Annotated in this window: 14 protein-coding genes, 1 tRNA gene and 1 pseudogene; 4 read left to right on the top strand and 12 right to left on the bottom strand. The window is 67.6% G+C overall.

Annotated elements, in window-relative coordinates; genetic code table 11:
• The first annotated feature begins 53 nt into the window (after positions 1-53).
• A complete protein-coding gene (locus ACMGDH_RS10290; RefSeq protein WP_436827845.1) occupies positions 54-326 on the top strand; it encodes an acyl carrier protein in 273 nt (90 codons plus the stop codon).
• Between the two features lie 194 nt (positions 327-520).
• On the opposite strand, the gene trxB is transcribed toward ACMGDH_RS10290, so the two are convergent.
• The 5 genes from trxB to ACMGDH_RS10315 form a co-directional block, all read right to left on the bottom strand.
• Positions 521-1,498: a thioredoxin-disulfide reductase gene (gene trxB, locus ACMGDH_RS10295; protein WP_436827846.1), complete on the bottom strand. Its 978-nt coding sequence runs from the start codon at positions 1,496-1,498 to the stop codon at positions 521-523.
• A 128-nt stretch (positions 1,499-1,626) separates the two neighbouring features.
• Positions 1,627-1,703: transfer RNA gene (locus tag ACMGDH_RS10300), tRNA-Met, on the bottom strand.
• A 56-nt stretch (positions 1,704-1,759) separates the two neighbouring features.
• Positions 1,760-2,269 (bottom strand): 2'-5' RNA ligase family protein, encoded by a 510-nt coding sequence (locus tag ACMGDH_RS10305; protein WP_436828242.1) that lies wholly within the window; start codon positions 2,267-2,269, stop codon positions 1,760-1,762.
• Positions 2,266-4,194, bottom strand: a complete 1,929-nt coding sequence (locus ACMGDH_RS10310) for a potassium transporter Kup (protein ID WP_436827847.1) — start codon at positions 4,192-4,194, stop codon at positions 2,266-2,268. Before ACMGDH_RS10310 ends, ACMGDH_RS10305 begins: the two co-directional genes overlap by 4 nt.
• Before the next feature lie 181 nt (positions 4,195-4,375).
• Positions 4,376-4,843 (bottom strand): Lrp/AsnC family transcriptional regulator, encoded by a 468-nt coding sequence (locus ACMGDH_RS10315; protein ID WP_436827848.1) that lies wholly within the window; start codon positions 4,841-4,843, stop codon positions 4,376-4,378.
• A 140-nt stretch (positions 4,844-4,983) separates the two neighbouring features.
• Between ACMGDH_RS10315 and ald the strand changes: the two genes are divergently transcribed.
• A complete protein-coding gene (gene ald / locus ACMGDH_RS10320) occupies positions 4,984-6,090 on the top strand; it encodes an alanine dehydrogenase (protein WP_436827849.1) in 1,107 nt (368 codons plus the stop codon).
• A 42-nt stretch (positions 6,091-6,132) separates the two neighbouring features.
• Here ald and ACMGDH_RS10325 read toward each other — a convergent pair whose 3' ends face one another.
• The 7 genes and pseudogenes from ACMGDH_RS10325 to ccmC form a co-directional block, all read right to left on the bottom strand.
• Positions 6,133-6,789: a tetratricopeptide repeat protein gene (locus tag ACMGDH_RS10325; RefSeq protein WP_436827850.1), complete on the bottom strand. Its 657-nt coding sequence runs from the start codon at positions 6,787-6,789 to the stop codon at positions 6,133-6,135.
• The gene (locus ACMGDH_RS10330; protein WP_436827851.1) at positions 6,789-7,172 is read right to left on the bottom strand and encodes a cytochrome c-type biogenesis protein; all 384 of its coding nucleotides are present in this window, start codon (positions 7,170-7,172) and stop codon (positions 6,789-6,791) included. The genes ACMGDH_RS10325 and ACMGDH_RS10330 overlap by 1 nt, the downstream gene beginning before the upstream one ends.
• A 125-nt stretch (positions 7,173-7,297) precedes the next feature.
• Positions 7,298-7,822, bottom strand: coding sequence for a DsbE family thiol:disulfide interchange protein (locus ACMGDH_RS10335; RefSeq protein ID WP_436827852.1), 525 nt, complete (start codon positions 7,820-7,822; stop codon positions 7,298-7,300).
• Positions 7,819-9,756 carry a heme lyase CcmF/NrfE family subunit gene (locus tag ACMGDH_RS10340; protein WP_436827853.1) on the bottom strand — a complete coding sequence of 646 codons (1,938 nt, stop codon included), beginning with the start codon at positions 9,754-9,756 and terminating at the stop codon, positions 7,819-7,821. Before ACMGDH_RS10340 ends, ACMGDH_RS10335 begins: the two co-directional genes overlap by 4 nt.
• Positions 9,753-10,187, bottom strand: a complete 435-nt coding sequence (gene ccmE / locus ACMGDH_RS10345) for a cytochrome c maturation protein CcmE (RefSeq protein WP_436827854.1) — start codon at positions 10,185-10,187, stop codon at positions 9,753-9,755. The genes ACMGDH_RS10340 and ccmE overlap by 4 nt, the downstream gene beginning before the upstream one ends.
• Positions 10,184-10,315: a heme exporter protein CcmD gene (gene ccmD / locus ACMGDH_RS10350; RefSeq protein ID WP_436827855.1), complete on the bottom strand. Its 132-nt coding sequence runs from the start codon at positions 10,313-10,315 to the stop codon at positions 10,184-10,186. Before ccmD ends, ccmE begins: the two co-directional genes overlap by 4 nt.
• Positions 10,312-11,040, bottom strand: a pseudogene (gene ccmC, locus ACMGDH_RS10355) (heme ABC transporter permease CcmC); the annotation flags it as partial. The gene ccmD and the pseudogene ccmC, both read right to left, overlap by 4 nt.
• A gap of 142 nt (positions 11,041-11,182) precedes the next feature.
• Here ccmC and ACMGDH_RS10360 point away from each other — a divergent pair.
• Both ACMGDH_RS10360 and ACMGDH_RS10365 read left to right on the top strand, forming a co-directional pair.
• The gene (locus ACMGDH_RS10360; protein ID WP_436827856.1) at positions 11,183-12,259 is read left to right on the top strand and encodes a glycoside hydrolase family 43 protein; all 1,077 of its coding nucleotides are present in this window, start codon (positions 11,183-11,185) and stop codon (positions 12,257-12,259) included.
• The gene (locus ACMGDH_RS10365; RefSeq protein ID WP_436827857.1) at positions 12,253-14,907 is read left to right on the top strand and encodes a glycosyl hydrolase; all 2,655 of its coding nucleotides are present in this window, start codon (positions 12,253-12,255) and stop codon (positions 14,905-14,907) included. Before ACMGDH_RS10360 ends, ACMGDH_RS10365 begins: the two co-directional genes overlap by 7 nt.

Below are 14,907 nucleotides of genomic sequence, written 5' to 3' on the forward strand. Positions count from 1 at the left end.
GGCAGCGCCCCCGCCAAGCCTTAGGGGGGCCGAAAAGTCGCAGGGGAACCACATTGCAGCGCGAAGGCTATGACGAGGTTGAGAACACGGTGCGCGCGGTGCTGCGCGACGTGTTGGGGCTGAGCGAGGCCCGCGCTGCCGCTTTCGACGAATCCACGCAGCTCTTCGGTGCGCTACCGGAGCTCGACTCGCTCGCAGTGGCGGGCGTGCTGACCGAGATCGAGGATCGGCTGGGCATTCTGATCGAGGACGATGAAGTCGACGGTGAAATGCTCGAGAGTTTCGGCGCCCTCACGCGCTTCGCCGCCGGCAAGGCGCTCGGCTGAGCCAAGACTTCAGAGCGATTCCGAAGAATCGCCCCTAAAGTTCGAGTCATTTAATTGAATCGCTTCCCCGGCGGAGGCCGGGGCCCAGTTGCAATGCCGCCATGAAGCGCGGGCGCTCTCGAGACCCCGGCGATGCTGGGCCCCGGCCTTCGCCGGGGAACCGCTGCTTCAACTCGGCTGAATCAAACTCTAGCCTACTCCGCTGCCTGGTGGTGGACCACCGTCTCGAAGTCCGCCTCGGCTAGGAAGCGCTCGGCGTCGAGCGCGGCCATGCAGCCGGTTCCTGCCGCGGTGATCGCTTGGCGATAGACCTTGTCCATCACGTCGCCGCACGCGAATACGCCCGGCACATTCGTCTTGGTGGTGCCGGTCTCGACCTCGATATAGCCGTCGTCGTCGAGCGTCAGATGGCCGCGGAACAGCTCGGTCGCGGGGTGATGCCCGATCGCCACGAAGCCGCCGTCGACCTCCAGCGTCGAGACCTCCCCCGTCACCGTATCCTTGAGCTCGATGCCGACCAGCCCTTCGGGATCGCCGCCGCCCACGAAACGCTCGACTTTCTTGTTCCACAGCACGTTGATGCGCTCATTGGCGTGGAGCCGCTCCTGCAGGATCTTCTCGGCGCGCAGCGTGTCGCGGCGATGGATCAGCGTCACCTCATGGCTGTGGTTGGTGAGATAGAGCGCCTCTTCCACGGCAGTGTTGCCGCCGCCGATCACCGCCACTTTCTTGCCCCGGAAGAAGAAGCCGTCGCAAGTCGCGCAGGCGCTCACGCCCTTGCCCTTCAGCAGCTCCTCCGAATCGAGCCCCAGCCATTTGGCCTGCGCGCCGGTGGCGATCACCAGCGTATCGCCGACGTAGACGGTGCCGCTGTCGCCCACCATCCGGAACGGGCGCTGGCTGAGATCGACCTCGATGATCGTGTCCCACATCATTTGTGCGCCGACATGCTCGGCCTGCGCCTGCATCTCCTGCATCAGCCAGGGGCCCTGGATCACCTCGCGGAAGCCGGGATAGTTCTCGACATCGGTGGTGGTCATCAGCTGGCCGCCGGGCTGGATTCCCTGGACGACGATCGGCGCGAGCCCCGCGCGCGCGCCATAGATGGCGGCGGAGAGCCCTGCGGGCCCGGAGCCCAGGATCAGCATGCGAGTGGAGTGGGTAGCGGTCATCGTGCCTTCCGGAATGCTTTGCCCCGCATCTAGGAGGTGCGGGTCCCCCGACGCAACATGGGGCTGCGCGATTGCGGCACAATGCTGTGGGCAAACAGGCTTTCTTTGCCGTCCGAAAGGCGGGGACTTGGTAGCGGAGGAGGGACTTGAACCCCCGACCCCAGGATTATGATTCCCGTGCTCTAACCAACTGAGCTACTCCGCCGCGCGGTGCTCCAAGTCCCGAAGGAGCGCGCCACATAGGTCCGGCTTTTCGCGTGGTCAAGCGAACATGTGTCGGGAATGGGCTTCCCATGGCCCGCCACGATAAACCCAGCTCGCCAGCCCCGCGATTTCCACTTCGCGCGGCACGAAATCGCGCGACAATGCGCTCAGAACCGCCTTGGCGAGCACGGGCCGCACCTTGTTCTGGATGGTCACATGCGGGCGCCAGCGGCCGGCATCCTGCGGCGTGAGCAGCCCGGCGAAGGCATCGAGCAGCCCTTCGCGAATCGCGACCAGCTCGGGCGCCTCGATCCGATAGGCGACTCCGCCGTCCAGCGACATCAGCCCGGTCACTTTCGCGCGCGGTGCACGCACTCCGCGCGTCTCCTGCGAAAGCCGATGCTTGAGCTCGTCGCCCACCGAAGGCGGAAGCTGATGGAACAGCGTCAGATGCGCGTCCACCAGGTTGCGCTCCGGGGGATAATGTTCGCGGCGCAGCACATTGAACCAGGCCTGATCCTGCCGCCCGAACAGCGCAGTGACGACGAAGGGTCCGGATCCGCTCAGATTTCCACCTGACTCCCGAGCTCGACCACTCGGTTGGTCGGCAGGCGGAAGAATTCCATGGCGCTTTCGGCGTTGCGCAGCATCCAGGCGAACAGCTTTTCGCGCCACACCATCATGCCTGGCTTGGCCGATGGCAGCAGTGTCTGGCGGGCCAGGAAGAAGCTGGTGTCCATCATCTTGAACTCACCGCCGCAATTGCGGATCTGCTTGAGCGCCGCGGGCACATCAGCCTCCTGCATGAAGCCGTAATAGAGGATCATGCGGTGGAAGCCCTTGCCCAGGTCCTCCATCTTCACGCGGTTCGCCTCAAGGACATAGGGCACGTCGCTGATCTTCACGGTGAGCAGGATCACGCGCTCATGGAGCACCTTGTTGTGCTTCAGATTGTGGAGCAGCGCGTGCGGCACGCCGTCTGGCGTCGAGGTCATGAACACCGCGGTGCCGGGGACGCGCGTGGCGGCGATCGCGGCCGATTCGATGAAGATCTTGATCGGCATCGCGCTCTCGCGCAGCCGGTCGAGCATCAGCTTGCGGCCCTTGGCCCAGGTGGTGAGCACGGTGAACACCACCAGCCCCACCAGCAGCGGGAACCAGCCGCCGTCCGGAACCTTCGTCAGGTTCGCGCTGAAATAGGCGAGGTCGACCGCGAAGAAGAGTGCGAGCAGCGGCAGTGCATAGCGTTTCTTCCACTTCCACAGCGTGAAGAGCACCACCGCGAGCAGGCAGTTGTCGATCAGCATCGCGCCGGTGACCGCGATGCCATAGGCGGCGGTGAGGTTGGACGAGGTCTGGAAGGTCAGAACGAGCAGGATGACCATCACCATCAGCGCCCAGTTGATGAGCGGGATATAGATCTGTCCGGCGGTCGACGCGCTGGTGTGCTCGATCCGGAGGCGCGGGACGAAGCCGAGCTGGATCGCCTGCTGGGTAACCGAGAAGGCACCCGAGATCACTGCCTGCGACGCGATGATCGCCGCCATGGTCGCCACGACCACCAGCGGCAGCCGCAGCACTTCGGGTGCGAGCAGATAGAAGGGGCTGGTGATCGCGCCGGGATCGCGCATCAGCAGCGCGCCCTGCCCCATATAGTTGCACATCAGCGCGGGCAGCACGAACCACAGCCACGAGATGCGGATCGGCTTGCGTCCGAAATGACCCATGTCGGCGTAGAGCGCCTCGGCGCCCGTCACCGCGAGCACCACCGAGCCGAGCGCGAGGAAGGCCGCAAGCGTATCGTCCGCGAAGAACAACCAGGCATGGTGCGGCGAGAGCGCCTCGAGAATCCCCGGTGTCTGAACGAAGCTGAGGATGCCGAGCGTGGCGATCACCAGGAAATAGGTGCACATCACCGGCCCGAACAGAATACCGACCCTGGACGTGCCCGTGCGCTGGATCGAGAAGAGCAGCACCATGATCACCACGGCGAGCGGAATGATCAGCCCCTTGAACGCTGGCGCGGCGACCGCGATGCCCTCGACCGCGGAAAGCACCGAGACCGCCGGGGTGATCATCGAATCGCCATAGAAGAGCGCGGTAGCGAACACGCCGAGCAGCACGATCCCCGCGGTCCAGCGCTTCTGCCCGCCCTTGCCCGAGATCAGGGCGAGCAGCGCCAGGCTGCCCCCCTCGCCCTTGTTGTCGGCGCGCATGATGACGGTGACGTATTTGAGCGTCACCACCGCCATCATCGACCAGAACATCAGGCTGATCACGCCCATGATGTGCAGTTCGTCGAGCGCAAGCGGATGGTGGCCCGCGAAGGTCTCGCGGAAGGCGTAGAGCGGGCTGGTGCCGATGTCGCCGAACACGATGCCGATCGCGCCGAGCGCGAGCTTCCACGTCGCGTCAGCCGAATGGTCGTGGGCGCGGAGCGAATCGTCGGAGGTCGGGGCTGCCTCGGCAGCCCCGCTTGAGGAGATGTTCACTGTCGCGGCTGCCGCGCAGCGATGGAAACCGACCTGGTCATACGACCTGTGTTCTCGTCTGCGTCAAAGTGGGCGGGCCGTTAGCACGTGCAGCATGGGCGAGCAACTTCGACACGGGAAGCTCCTGAGTTCCGGTGGTTACGGGAGACGCAGCAAGCGCCTGCGAGTTCCGGGATTCGAGTCACCGAGCCCCGAACAGCGCGTCCGCCTCGCTCCGAGTCGGCACGGAGCGGAGCACGAAGCTGCTGTTGATCGTGACGACTCCGGGGAGCCGCCCCAGATGCTCGCGGTGCAGCCGTTCGTAATCGTCGAGGTCGCGGCACAGGATCTTGAGCCGATAGTCCTGCCCGCCCGAGACGAGCGCGCATTCAACCACGCCGTCTATCTCCAATACGGCCCGCTCGAACCGGGCAAGGTCCTCCTCCACCTGGGTCCCCAGCGTGATGTCGACCAGCGCCGTAATTCGGAATCCCAGCCGCCGGTGTCCCAGCCGTGCGCCATAGCCGGTGATGTGCCCCGATGCCTCCAGCGCCTGTATGCGCCGCGTGCAGGCCGATTGGGAGAGCCCCACCTGCGCCGCCACCTGGCTCACCGGTGCGCGCGCATCTGCAGCGAGCAGCCGGAGAATCGCACCGTCAATCCTGTCCATCGCGCATAAATCCTGTGATTTACGCCACGATACCGCGAATTGATGCGCCAGCGCCATCCCCAGCGCATCAACTTTGCAGAGATTCGCGTCGGTCGCTTGCGATACTATCTCGACCACATTCGCTTTTCTGGAGAGATGCCATGCGCGTCGGGGTGCCCAAGGAAATCAAGAATCATGAATATCGCGTCGGACTTACGCCCGCTTCGGTGGCTGAGCTGGTCGCCGCCGGTCACGAGGTGCTGGTCGAGACGCAGGCCGGCATGGGAATCGATTTCGCCGACGAAGCCTATACCAGGGTCGGCGCCACGATCGCGCCGGACGCAGCGGCGGTGTTCGCCGGATCGGACATGATCGTGAAGGTCAAGGAGCCGCAGCCGCAGGAAATCGCGTTGCTCGAGCCGCGCCACACGCTCTTCACCTATCTCCACCTCGCCGCCGACAAGCCCCAGGCCGAGGGGCTCATCAAGTCCGGTGCGACCTGCATCGCCTATGAGACGGTGACGGCCAACTCGGGCGCTCTCCCCCTGCTCAAGCCGATGTCCGAAGTCGCCGGCCGCATGTCGATCCAGGTCGGCGCGCACTATCTCGAGAAGGAGCAGGGCGGCCGCGGCGAGCTGCTCGGCGGCGTCCCCGGCGTCGCGCCGTGCAAGGTCGCGATCCTCGGCGGCGGCGTCGCCGGCATCAACGCGGCGCAGATGGCGGTCGGCCAGCGCGCCGACGTGACGATATACGACATCAACAACGAGCGGCTGGCCGAGCTCGACATGCATTTCGGCAGCCAGATCAAGACCGCCTACGCCAGCAAGGCCGCGATCGCCGAGGCGGTCACCCGCTCGCAGCTAGTGATCGGCGCCGTCCTCGTCCCCGGTGCCGCCGCGCCGAAGCTGGTGACGAAGGACATGCTCAAGACGATGATGCGCGGATCGGTGCTCGTCGACATCGCGATCGACCAGGGCGGCTGCTTCGAGACCAGCCACGCGACCACCCACGACAACCCCGTCTACGAAGTCGATGGCGTGATCCACTATTGTGTCGCCAACATGCCCGGCGCAGTTGCGCGCACATCGGCCTTCGCGCTCAACAACGCGACGCTGCCTTTCGTGCTCAAGCTCGCTGGCCTGGGCGCCGAAGCGGCGATGAAGGCCGACAAGCACCTCGCCAACGGCCTCAACGTCTCCGGCGGCAAGATCCGTCACCAGGCCGTCGCCGAAGCGCTCGACCTGCCGTTCGAAGCCTGGGGCGGCTGAAGGACCCGTTTAGCCCTCTCCCGCTTGCAAGCGGGAGAGGGCCTAAGGTCGCGCGGGCGCCGGCGCCCGCTCCTGCGCCGCCTTCGCTTCGAGCAACCGATCAAGCAGGAACAGCCGCACGAGAAGTTCGTCGCGGTAGCTGGCGTTCGCAGGCGCGAGCTCCACCGCCTTCGCCCAATAGGGCCGCGCCTCGGCGAACTTCTCCTCACGGATCAGCGCGAGTCCGTAGAAGAAACGGGGGCCCGGATGTTCGGGGCCGAGCTGGAGCGCGCGATCGAAGGCGAACTTGGCCGCGGGCGACACCTGCATGCCATCGTTCTCGGCGAGCGCAAGGCCCAGCCCGGTCCATAGCGCCGCGCTCCGGGGCGCCTTGCGCACTGCGCCGATCATCACGTTCGCGGCCTGGCGCGGCGAACCGGCGCGAGTCATCGCGTCGGCGGCAGTGAAATAGGCGAACTCGAGATTGAACCGCCCGAACATCGCATCGCGCAGTGCGACCAGGCTCGGGTCGATCTCGCCTGCCTTCCTCGCCGCCGCAACCGGCTGGCCCGCCAGCCCCGGGCTCCCCTGCCACGCATAGCCCGCGGCGCCGAGCATCAGCGCAGTCGCGGGAATGGTCCACAATCGCCTGGGAAAGCCGCTCCGCCAGAGCAGCAGCGCCGCGGCGAGCACGATTCCGGCGAAGACCAGCCAGCCCATCACTTGCCGCGCCTCGCGAACGCCCGCCTCGCGACGATCACGCCGATGATCAGCAGCAGTACCGGCGCAATCCACAGCGGCGCGGTGATCCAGCTAAGCGGCGGATCATAGGTCACATAGTCGCCATAGCGTTCGATCAGCCATTTGCGGACTTGGGCGGGCGATTCCCCCGCCCGAATCCGCTGGCGCACCAGCGCGCGCATGTCGCCGGCCATCTCGGCGTCGCTGTCCGCGATCGACTGGCCCTGGCAGACCAGGCAGCGCAGCGTGTCCATCAGCGCCTTGGCGCGCGCCTCCTGCGCCGGGTCGGGGAGCTGGGTATAGGCGAGGTCCGCAGGCGGCAGCTTCGACTGGGCGAAGGCTCCGCTCGCTGCAATGACCAACGTCACCCCTGCGAAAGCGGGGGCCCAGCTCCCGCCGCTCCCACGAGCTTTGCCGAACTGTCTTGCTGATCGAGCAGGAGATGGGCCCCCGCTTTCGCGGGGGTGACGGCTTAGCGCGCGCCGAATCACTTCGCCTTCTCCAGCTCGCGCAGCAGCATCGGCACATGTTCCTCGCGGATATCGCCGATGTGCTGATAGGCGATGCGGCCGCGCGCATCGATCACAAAGGTTTCGGGCACGCCCGATGAGCCAAGCGCCAGCTGCGCGGCGCTCGCCTTGTCGTCGCCGATCCGCGCATAAGGATCGCCGTGGCGCGCGAGGAAGGTCTGCACCGCTTCGGGCGTATCGCGGATCGCGATCGCGTCGATCTCTGCACCCGCCGCCTTGAGCTTCAGCAGCTGCGGCGCCTCGGCGATGCAGGGGATGCACCAGCTTGCGAATATGTTGAGCAGCCGCGGCTTGCCGCGAAGATCGCCGGTCCCAACTCCCGGCTTGTTCGCGAGCAACGGCGGCAGGTCGAGCGCTGGCACCGGCTTGCCGACCATCGCCGACTTCACCGTGCGATCGCCCGGGCTGATCAGCCCGCTCGCGACCAGCGCAAAAACAATCGCGAACAGCGCCAGCGGCGCCCAGATCAGCACCCGCCTCATGCGTAAGGCTCCGTCTCGGCATCCTTGCGCCGCCGTCGCACCCGCCCGAGCAGCGCAAGCGCGCCACCGAGCGCGATCAGCCCCCCGCCCAACCATATCAGCGTAACGAAGGGCTTCCACCACAGCCGCAGCTGCCAGCGTCCGGCATCGTCACCCTGCCCCAGCACCACATAAAGCTGGCCATCGAGCATCGTGCGGATCGCCGCCTCGTTGGTCGTGGTCGGCGGGGTGCTGAAGAAGCGCTGCTGCGGGCGGAGCTCGAACGCCTTGCCCGAACCGCGCTCGATACCAAGCCGCGCCTCGAGCGCCGACCAGTTGGGGCCGACGGCGGGACGCACTTCGTTCAGCGTCACGCGGAACGGCCCGACCGTGACGTTCTGCCCCACTTGGATCGCGGCCAGCCGCTCGACCTTGAACGCGCTGTCCGAAGCCATGCCGGCCAGGCTCACCGCCACGCCGAGATGCGCGATCACCATGCCCCAAAGGTGCAGCGGGGTACGGCGCAGGTTGCGTTTCCACAGCGGCGCGATGCTCGCGGCACCCAGTCCGGCCGCGAAGCCGATCGCAAGCACCGGCAGCGGGTGGTTTCCGCCTGAGAGCGCGAAGACCAGTGCGAAGCTGGCGCCTGCGACTCCGGTGGGCACCAGCAGCCGCCCGAGCAGCGCATTCCAGTTGTCGCGCCGCCATTTGAGCAGCGGCCCCGCTGCGGCGGCCGCCACCAGCGCCAGCGCGACGGGGGTGATCGCCTTGTTGAAGAACGGCGCGCCGATCGAAAGCTGCACCCCCGCCGCTTGCGCAACGAGTGGATAGAGCGTGCCGATGAACACCACGCCCAGGATCACCGAGAGCAGCAGGTTGTTGAGCACCAGCGCGCCCTCACGGCTCACCAGCTCGAAGGTCGAGCCCTGCTTCACCGTCGCGACGCGCGCGCCGAACAGCGCCAGCGCGCCGCCGATGTAGAGCCCGAGCAGCGCGAGAATGAAGGTGCCGCGCGTCGGATCGACGGCAAAGGCATGGACGCTGACGAGGATGCCCGAGCGCACCAGGAAGGTGCCGATCATCGACATAGCGAACGCGACCAGCGCGAGCATCAGTGTCCAGGCTCGCAGCCCGTCGCGCGTCGCGAGCACCGTCACCGAATGGAGCAGCGCGGTTGCGGCGAGCCACGGCATCAGCGACGCATTCTCCACCGGGTCCCAGAACCACCAGCCGCCCCAGCCGAGCTCATAATAGGCCCAGTAAGACCCCGCGGTGATCCCGATCGTCAGGAATATCCAGGCGACGAGCACCCAGGGCCGCATCGCCTTGGCAAAGGCCGGCCCGACGTCGCGCATGATGAGCGCGCCCACCGCGAAGCTGAACGCGACCGAGAGGCCGACATAGCCGAGGTAGAGCGTCGGCGGGTGGAAGGCGAGGCCGGGATCCTGGAGCAGCGGATTGAGCCCCTGCCCATCGAGCGCCGGCGGGTTGAGCCGGACGAACGGGTTGGAGGCAAAGGCCAGGAAGGCGTAGAAACCCAGCCCGATCGCCGCCTGCGCGCCCAGCGTCGCCGCCAGCGTGCCCGCCGCCAGCCGCCGCTCGAACATCGCGACGCCTGCGCCGGCGATGGCAAGCACCATCACCCACAGCAGCATCGACCCCTCGTGGTTCCCCCACGCGCCCGACACCTTGTAAATCAGCGGCTTCAGCGAATGGCTGTTCTGTGCGACCAGCAGCACCGACATGTCGGACCGCACGAACAGCGCGATCAACAGCCCGAACGCGCCGAGCGCGAGCAACCCCTGCACCAGCGCGACCCGGCGCAACGCCCTCATCAGCTCGTCGAGGCCCCTTCCGACGCGCGCCGCCTTCGTCGCGCCCCAGGCAAGCAGCAGCTGGACGAGCGCGAACGCTCCCGCCAGCCACAGCGCGGCAAGCCCTGCCTCGGCGATCATTGGTCGAGGCTTTCGCTCTTGTGCATGTTCCCGGCAACCTGCGGCGGCATGTAGCGCTCGTCATGCTTGGCCAGCAGATTGTCCGCGGTGAAGCTTCCGTCGGGATTGAAGCGCCCCTCCGCCACCACGCCCGAATCTTCCTTGAAAAGGTCCGGGGTTACGCCGCGGAAAGTGACCGGCACGCGTGCCTTGCCGTCGGTGACGACGAAGCCGATCGAGACGCCGTCGGGCTGGCGCGCGATCGAACCTTTCTCGACCATGCCGCCCAGCCGCACCGCCTTGTCCAGCGGGGGTGCTTTCCCGGCGACGTCGCCGGGGGTGTAGAAGAAGGCCGCCTGGTCGCCGAGCGCCGAGAGCGCGAGCGCGCTGGCACCGCCGATCGCGGCGAGCGCGAGCAGCCCGAGAACGAGGCGCTGGTGCTTGGGCTTCACGGGCGGCGCTTCAGCGAGCCTGCCGCACTCTCGGCACGGCGCATCCCCAGCCAGCTCGCGAGCGCCAGCCCGCCGACGCCGAGCAGCACTGCGGCATAGGCAGCGATGATGAAGGGCCAGTGGTTCACTGGGCGGCCATCCGCTTCAACCGCGCTTCCAGCTTCTGCTGCGCGAGCATTGCCCGCATGCGCATCAGCACCACGCCGCCGAAGATCAGCCCGAGGCCGGGCGCGGTGAAGAACAAGGGCCAGAGCATTGAGGAATCGATCGACGAGCTGGTGAGCCCGATGCTCTGCCCCTGGTGGAGCGTGTTCCACCACACCACCGAATAGCGCACGATCGGCAGCAGCACGGTGCCGGCTACGCCGAAGAGCGCAGGCACCCGCCCGTCGCCGCCGCGCTCGGCGTCTGCGCGGGCGAGCGCGATATAGGCGATGTAGACGAAGAATAGCAGCAGCATGCTCGTCAGCCGCCCGTCCCACTCCCACCAGGTGCCCCAGGTCGGACGCCCCCAGATCGATCCGGTGATCAGACACAGCGCGGCGAACATCGCGCCGGCCGGAGCGATGGCGCGGGCCGCCATGCTCGCCAGCGGATGCCGCCAGATCAGATATCCCAGGCTCGCCGCCGCCAGCGCGGCCCAGCCGCCCATCCCCAGCATCGCGGCGGGAACATGGATATAGAGGATGCGCACGCTCTCCTTCTGAAGATAGTCCGGCGGCGTCTGGGTCAGCCCCGCCCAAGCGCCGAACAGCGCAAGCGCCACCCCGGCCCAGAACAGGACCGGCGTCAGCGGGCGCGCCAGCTTCAGGAAGCGCGTGGGATTGGCGAGTGCGTGGATCACGGTGCTGGCGGCAGCCCATAGCCGCCTTCACGAGCGGAATCCATGCCGCGAAGATCGCCATTTGTGGAGAAGCCGGTGCGTAGGCTGGGGCTTGCCATTCACTACTCCCACATGACACGATACCATCTCGATATACGGACAGGATTGGATGATGATCAGCACCACCGCGAAGTTCCTCGCCGCGGGCCTGCTCGCGTTGGCCGCGCCTGCGGGCGCGCAGGAGGCGCCTACGCCGGCGCCGCTGCCGACGACTTCGATGCAGCTCCACGATCCGTGGATCGTCGCCGACGAGGCGAGCCGCACCTATTTCCTGTTCACGCGCAACGAGGCGCCGATGAGCGGCGATAAGCGGCTCGGCATCATGGCCTATTCGAGCCGCGATCTGAAGAACTGGACGCGTCCGAAGGTCGTGTTCGCGCTGCCCGAGGGCACCTGGATGCAGGACGGCGCCTGGGCGCCCGAGGTCCATCAGTGGAAGGGGAAATACTATCTCTTCGCGACCTTCCACAACGCCGAAGCGACACTGCCCGCTCAGGGCAATCGCCGCCCCTATCGCCGCAGCACGATCCTTGCGGTAGCGGATCGCCCCGACGGCCCCTATCGCCTCGTGCGCGGCGGCGAACCTGTCGTGTCGCGCGAGCAAATGACACTCGACGGCACGCTGTACGTCGATCCCAAGGGCAAGCCCTGGTTCGTCTATGCGCACGAATGGCTTCAGACCACGGTCGGTACGATCGAGGCCGTGCCGCTCTCGGACGATCTCGTGCCGATCGGCGAGCCCCGCCTGCTCTTCCGCGCCAACGACGCGGACTGGGCGGTCGGCCAGAAGCAGCCCGACGGCGATGTGGTCTATGTCACCGATGGCCCCGAGCTGTTCCGCACCAAGGACGGCACGCTGCTGATGCTCTGGTCGAGCTATGGCAAGGCCGGCTATGTCCAGGCGCTCGCCCGCTCGAAGTCGGGCGAGATCACCGGCCCCTGGGAGCAGCTGGGCCCGCTCGTCGAGCGCGACAGCGGCCACGGCATGCTGTTCCGGACGTTCGAGGGCAAGCTGATGATGGTGCTCCACCGCCCCTTCAAATTCGCGCTCGGCAAGCTCTACGAGATGCGCGACACCGGTGATAGCGTGGAGATCATCCGCGAAGCGACCGAGCTCGACGGCGAAGCCTATCCCACGCACCCCTGTGCTCCTCCGGCTTCCCCGCTGGACACCGCCAGCCGATGCTGAGGACAGCGGCGATCGCCCTGCTGCTGGCGACGGCCGCCGCACCGGCGGTCGCCCAGGTCGCCGAGCCTGCCGACGCGCTGTGGCGCGGCTTCGTCGATCCTCCTGCCGAAGCCAGGCCGATGATGCGCTGGTGGTGGTTCGGCCCGGCGGTCGTGCCCGACGAGCTCGACCGCGAGATCCGCGCGATGAAGGCAGCGGGGTTCGGCGGGTTCGAGGTCCAGCCGGTCTACCCACTCTCGCCCGATGGCGCGCCCACGGGGCTGCGCAACCTCCCCTATCTGTCGGACGATTTCATCGCCGCGCTCCGCCACGCCGCGCGCACCGCGCAGGCCGAGGGGATGCGCATCGACGTCACCGCAGGCAGCGGGTGGCCGTTCGGAGGCCCGCATATCCCGATCACGCAGGCGGCCGCGAACATCCGCATGACGCGCATCCCGGTCCCCGCCGGCGCGACGGAGCTGGTCCTGCCCGCGACTGGACCCGGGGAAGCGCTCCTCGCCGTGATGCTGGGCGCAGGCGAGCGCCTGCCGACCGCCGGCCCACGCGTCGCCATCGCACCCGCGAGCACCCCGCGCGAGGCGATGGTCTTCATCACCGGCCGCACCGGCCAGCAGGTCAAGCGCGCTGCGGTCGGCGCCGAGGGCTATGTGCTCGACCATATCGACCCGGCCGCGGTCGCCAATCACATGACTCATGTCGGCGACCGGCTGCTTCAGGCCTTTGCCGGCGGGCCGCAGCCCTATGCGATCTTCTCCGATAGCCTCGAAGCCTATGGCTCGAGCTGGACCGGCGATCTCCCCGCCGAGTTCCGCCGCCGCCGCGGTTACGACCTGCTCGATCACCTTCCAGCGCTGTTCCTCGACAGGCCCGAAAGCGCGGCCGTCCGGTTCGACTGGGCGCGCACCCTCTCCGAGCTGGTCGACGAGCGCTATCTGAAGACGATCGACGACTGGGCGAAGGCACGCGGCACCCGCTTCCGCGCGCAGGTCTATGGCTTTCCGCCGCCCACGCTTTCGAGCAACGCGCTGGTCGCGCTGCCCGAGGGCGAGGGCCAGGACTGGCGCAGCTTCACCTCTACGCGCTGGGCAACCTCGGGCGCGCACCTCTATGGCAAGCCGGTCGTCTCGTCAGAGGTCTGGACCTGGCTCCACTCGCCCTCCTGGGCCGCGACGCCGCTCGACATGAAGATGGAGGCGGATCGCCACTTCCTCCAGGGCGTCACGCAGCTCGTGGGCCATGGCTGGCCCTATACGCCGTCCGGCGTTGCGGAGCCGGGCTGGGCCTTCTACGCCGCGGCCGCGCTCAACGATCACAATCCCTGGTTCGGCGTGATGCCCGATGTCGCCCGCTACCTCCAGCGCGTCAGTCACATGCTCCGCCAGGGCGAGGCCGCCAATTCGGTGGCGATCTATCTGCCGATCGAGGATGCCTTCGCGGCGATGCGCCCCGACAAGGCCTCAGTGAACGAAGCGATGCAGCAGCGCATCCCCGACTCGCTGCTCGCGCACGTCCTGGACGGCGGATACAGCTTTGATTTCATCGATGCCGGCGCGATCCGCGCGGGCAAGATCAAGCATCGCGTACTGGTTCTCCCGGCAATGGAGCGGATCGACGCCCAAGCCTATGCCGCGATCCGGCGCTGGGTCGAAGGCGGCGGCCGCGTGATCGCGATCGACGCCCTGCCGCGCAGCGCAGGGGGAAAGCTCGACGACGAGGCACGCGACACGGTTGCCGGGCTCTCGCGCCAAATGGCTTCCGTTGCGGGCGTGACCGTCACCGCCGAAGCGGGACTGGGAGCCGCGCTCGCCGCAGCAGCAGCGCCCGAGATGCAGCTCGCCGCCCCCGAGCCGGCGATCGGTTTCGTCCACCGCCGGCTGCCCGACGGCGACCTCTATTTCGTCGCCAACACAGGCAACCGTCCGGTGCGCACCTCCGCGCGCTTTGCCGGCGATCGCGGCAACGGGAGCTGGTGGGATCCGGTCACCGGCCGGCGCTGGCCAGCGGGGAGCGGCGACATCGCGCTCGCACTCGAACCTTATGAATCGCGGCTACTGATCCTCGCCGGGCCCTCCCTCGCCGCCCCTGCTCCGGCAGTTGCCGAGCCGCAAGGCCGGCCGCTCGCGAAGGGCTGGCGGCTGCGCATCGCCGACGGCCCCGAGCGCCCGGTCGACACCTTCGCTTCGTGGACCGAGCAGGACGGCATGCGCTATTTCTCGGGCACCGCCACCTACAGCCTGACGCTCCGGCTCGACCGAACCAGCCCCGATCGCTGCGTAGCGCTCGATTTCGGCACGCCAGCCCCGCGCAACCTGCCCCGCGGCGCCCGCCACCAGGCGGCGCTCGACGCACCGCTGCGCGATGCCGCCACGGTGACCGTCAACGGCGTCCGCGCCGGCAGCCTGTGGGCACCGCCCTACCGGCTCGACCTCGGCCGCTGGCTCAAGCCCGGTGCCAACCGCATCGAAGTCGCCGTCTCGAACACTGCGCTCAACGCGCTCAGCGGCCGCGCCAGCCCCGACTATCGCCTGCTCCACCTGCGCTACGGCGAGCGCTTCCAGCCGCAGGACACCGACAAGACCGCACCCCAGCCCTCGGGACTGCTCCAGGCTCCGACACTGATCGAGGCCCCAGGGCCCTGCGCCGGCTGA

It is taken from the genome of Sphingomonas radicis (assembly GCF_051400635.1).
Taxonomy (GTDB): domain Bacteria; phylum Pseudomonadota; class Alphaproteobacteria; order Sphingomonadales; family Sphingomonadaceae; genus Sphingomonas.

What these genes read in the sequence shown, in the direction of transcription:
- trxB (WP_436827846.1), bottom strand. Translation starts at nt 1,498, where the DNA reads ATGACCGCTACCCACTCCACTCGCATGCTGATCCTGGGCTCCGGGCCC.
- ACMGDH_RS10315 (WP_436827848.1), bottom strand. Translation starts at nt 4,843, where the DNA reads ATGGACAGGATTGACGGTGCGATTCTCCGGCTGCTCGCTGCAGATGCG.
- ald (WP_436827849.1), top strand. Translation starts at nt 4,984, where the DNA reads ATGCGCGTCGGGGTGCCCAAGGAAATCAAGAATCATGAATATCGCGTC.
- ACMGDH_RS10325 (WP_436827850.1), bottom strand. Translation starts at nt 6,789, where the DNA reads ATGGGCTGGCTGGTCTTCGCCGGAATCGTGCTCGCCGCGGCGCTGCTG.
- ACMGDH_RS10335 (WP_436827852.1), bottom strand. Translation starts at nt 7,822, where the DNA reads ATGAGGCGGGTGCTGATCTGGGCGCCGCTGGCGCTGTTCGCGATTGTT.
- ACMGDH_RS10340 (WP_436827853.1), bottom strand. Translation starts at nt 9,756, where the DNA reads ATGATCGCCGAGGCAGGGCTTGCCGCGCTGTGGCTGGCGGGAGCGTTC.
- ACMGDH_RS10360 (WP_436827856.1), top strand. Translation starts at nt 11,183, where the DNA reads ATGATCAGCACCACCGCGAAGTTCCTCGCCGCGGGCCTGCTCGCGTTG.
- ACMGDH_RS10365 (WP_436827857.1), top strand. Translation starts at nt 12,253, where the DNA reads ATGCTGAGGACAGCGGCGATCGCCCTGCTGCTGGCGACGGCCGCCGCA.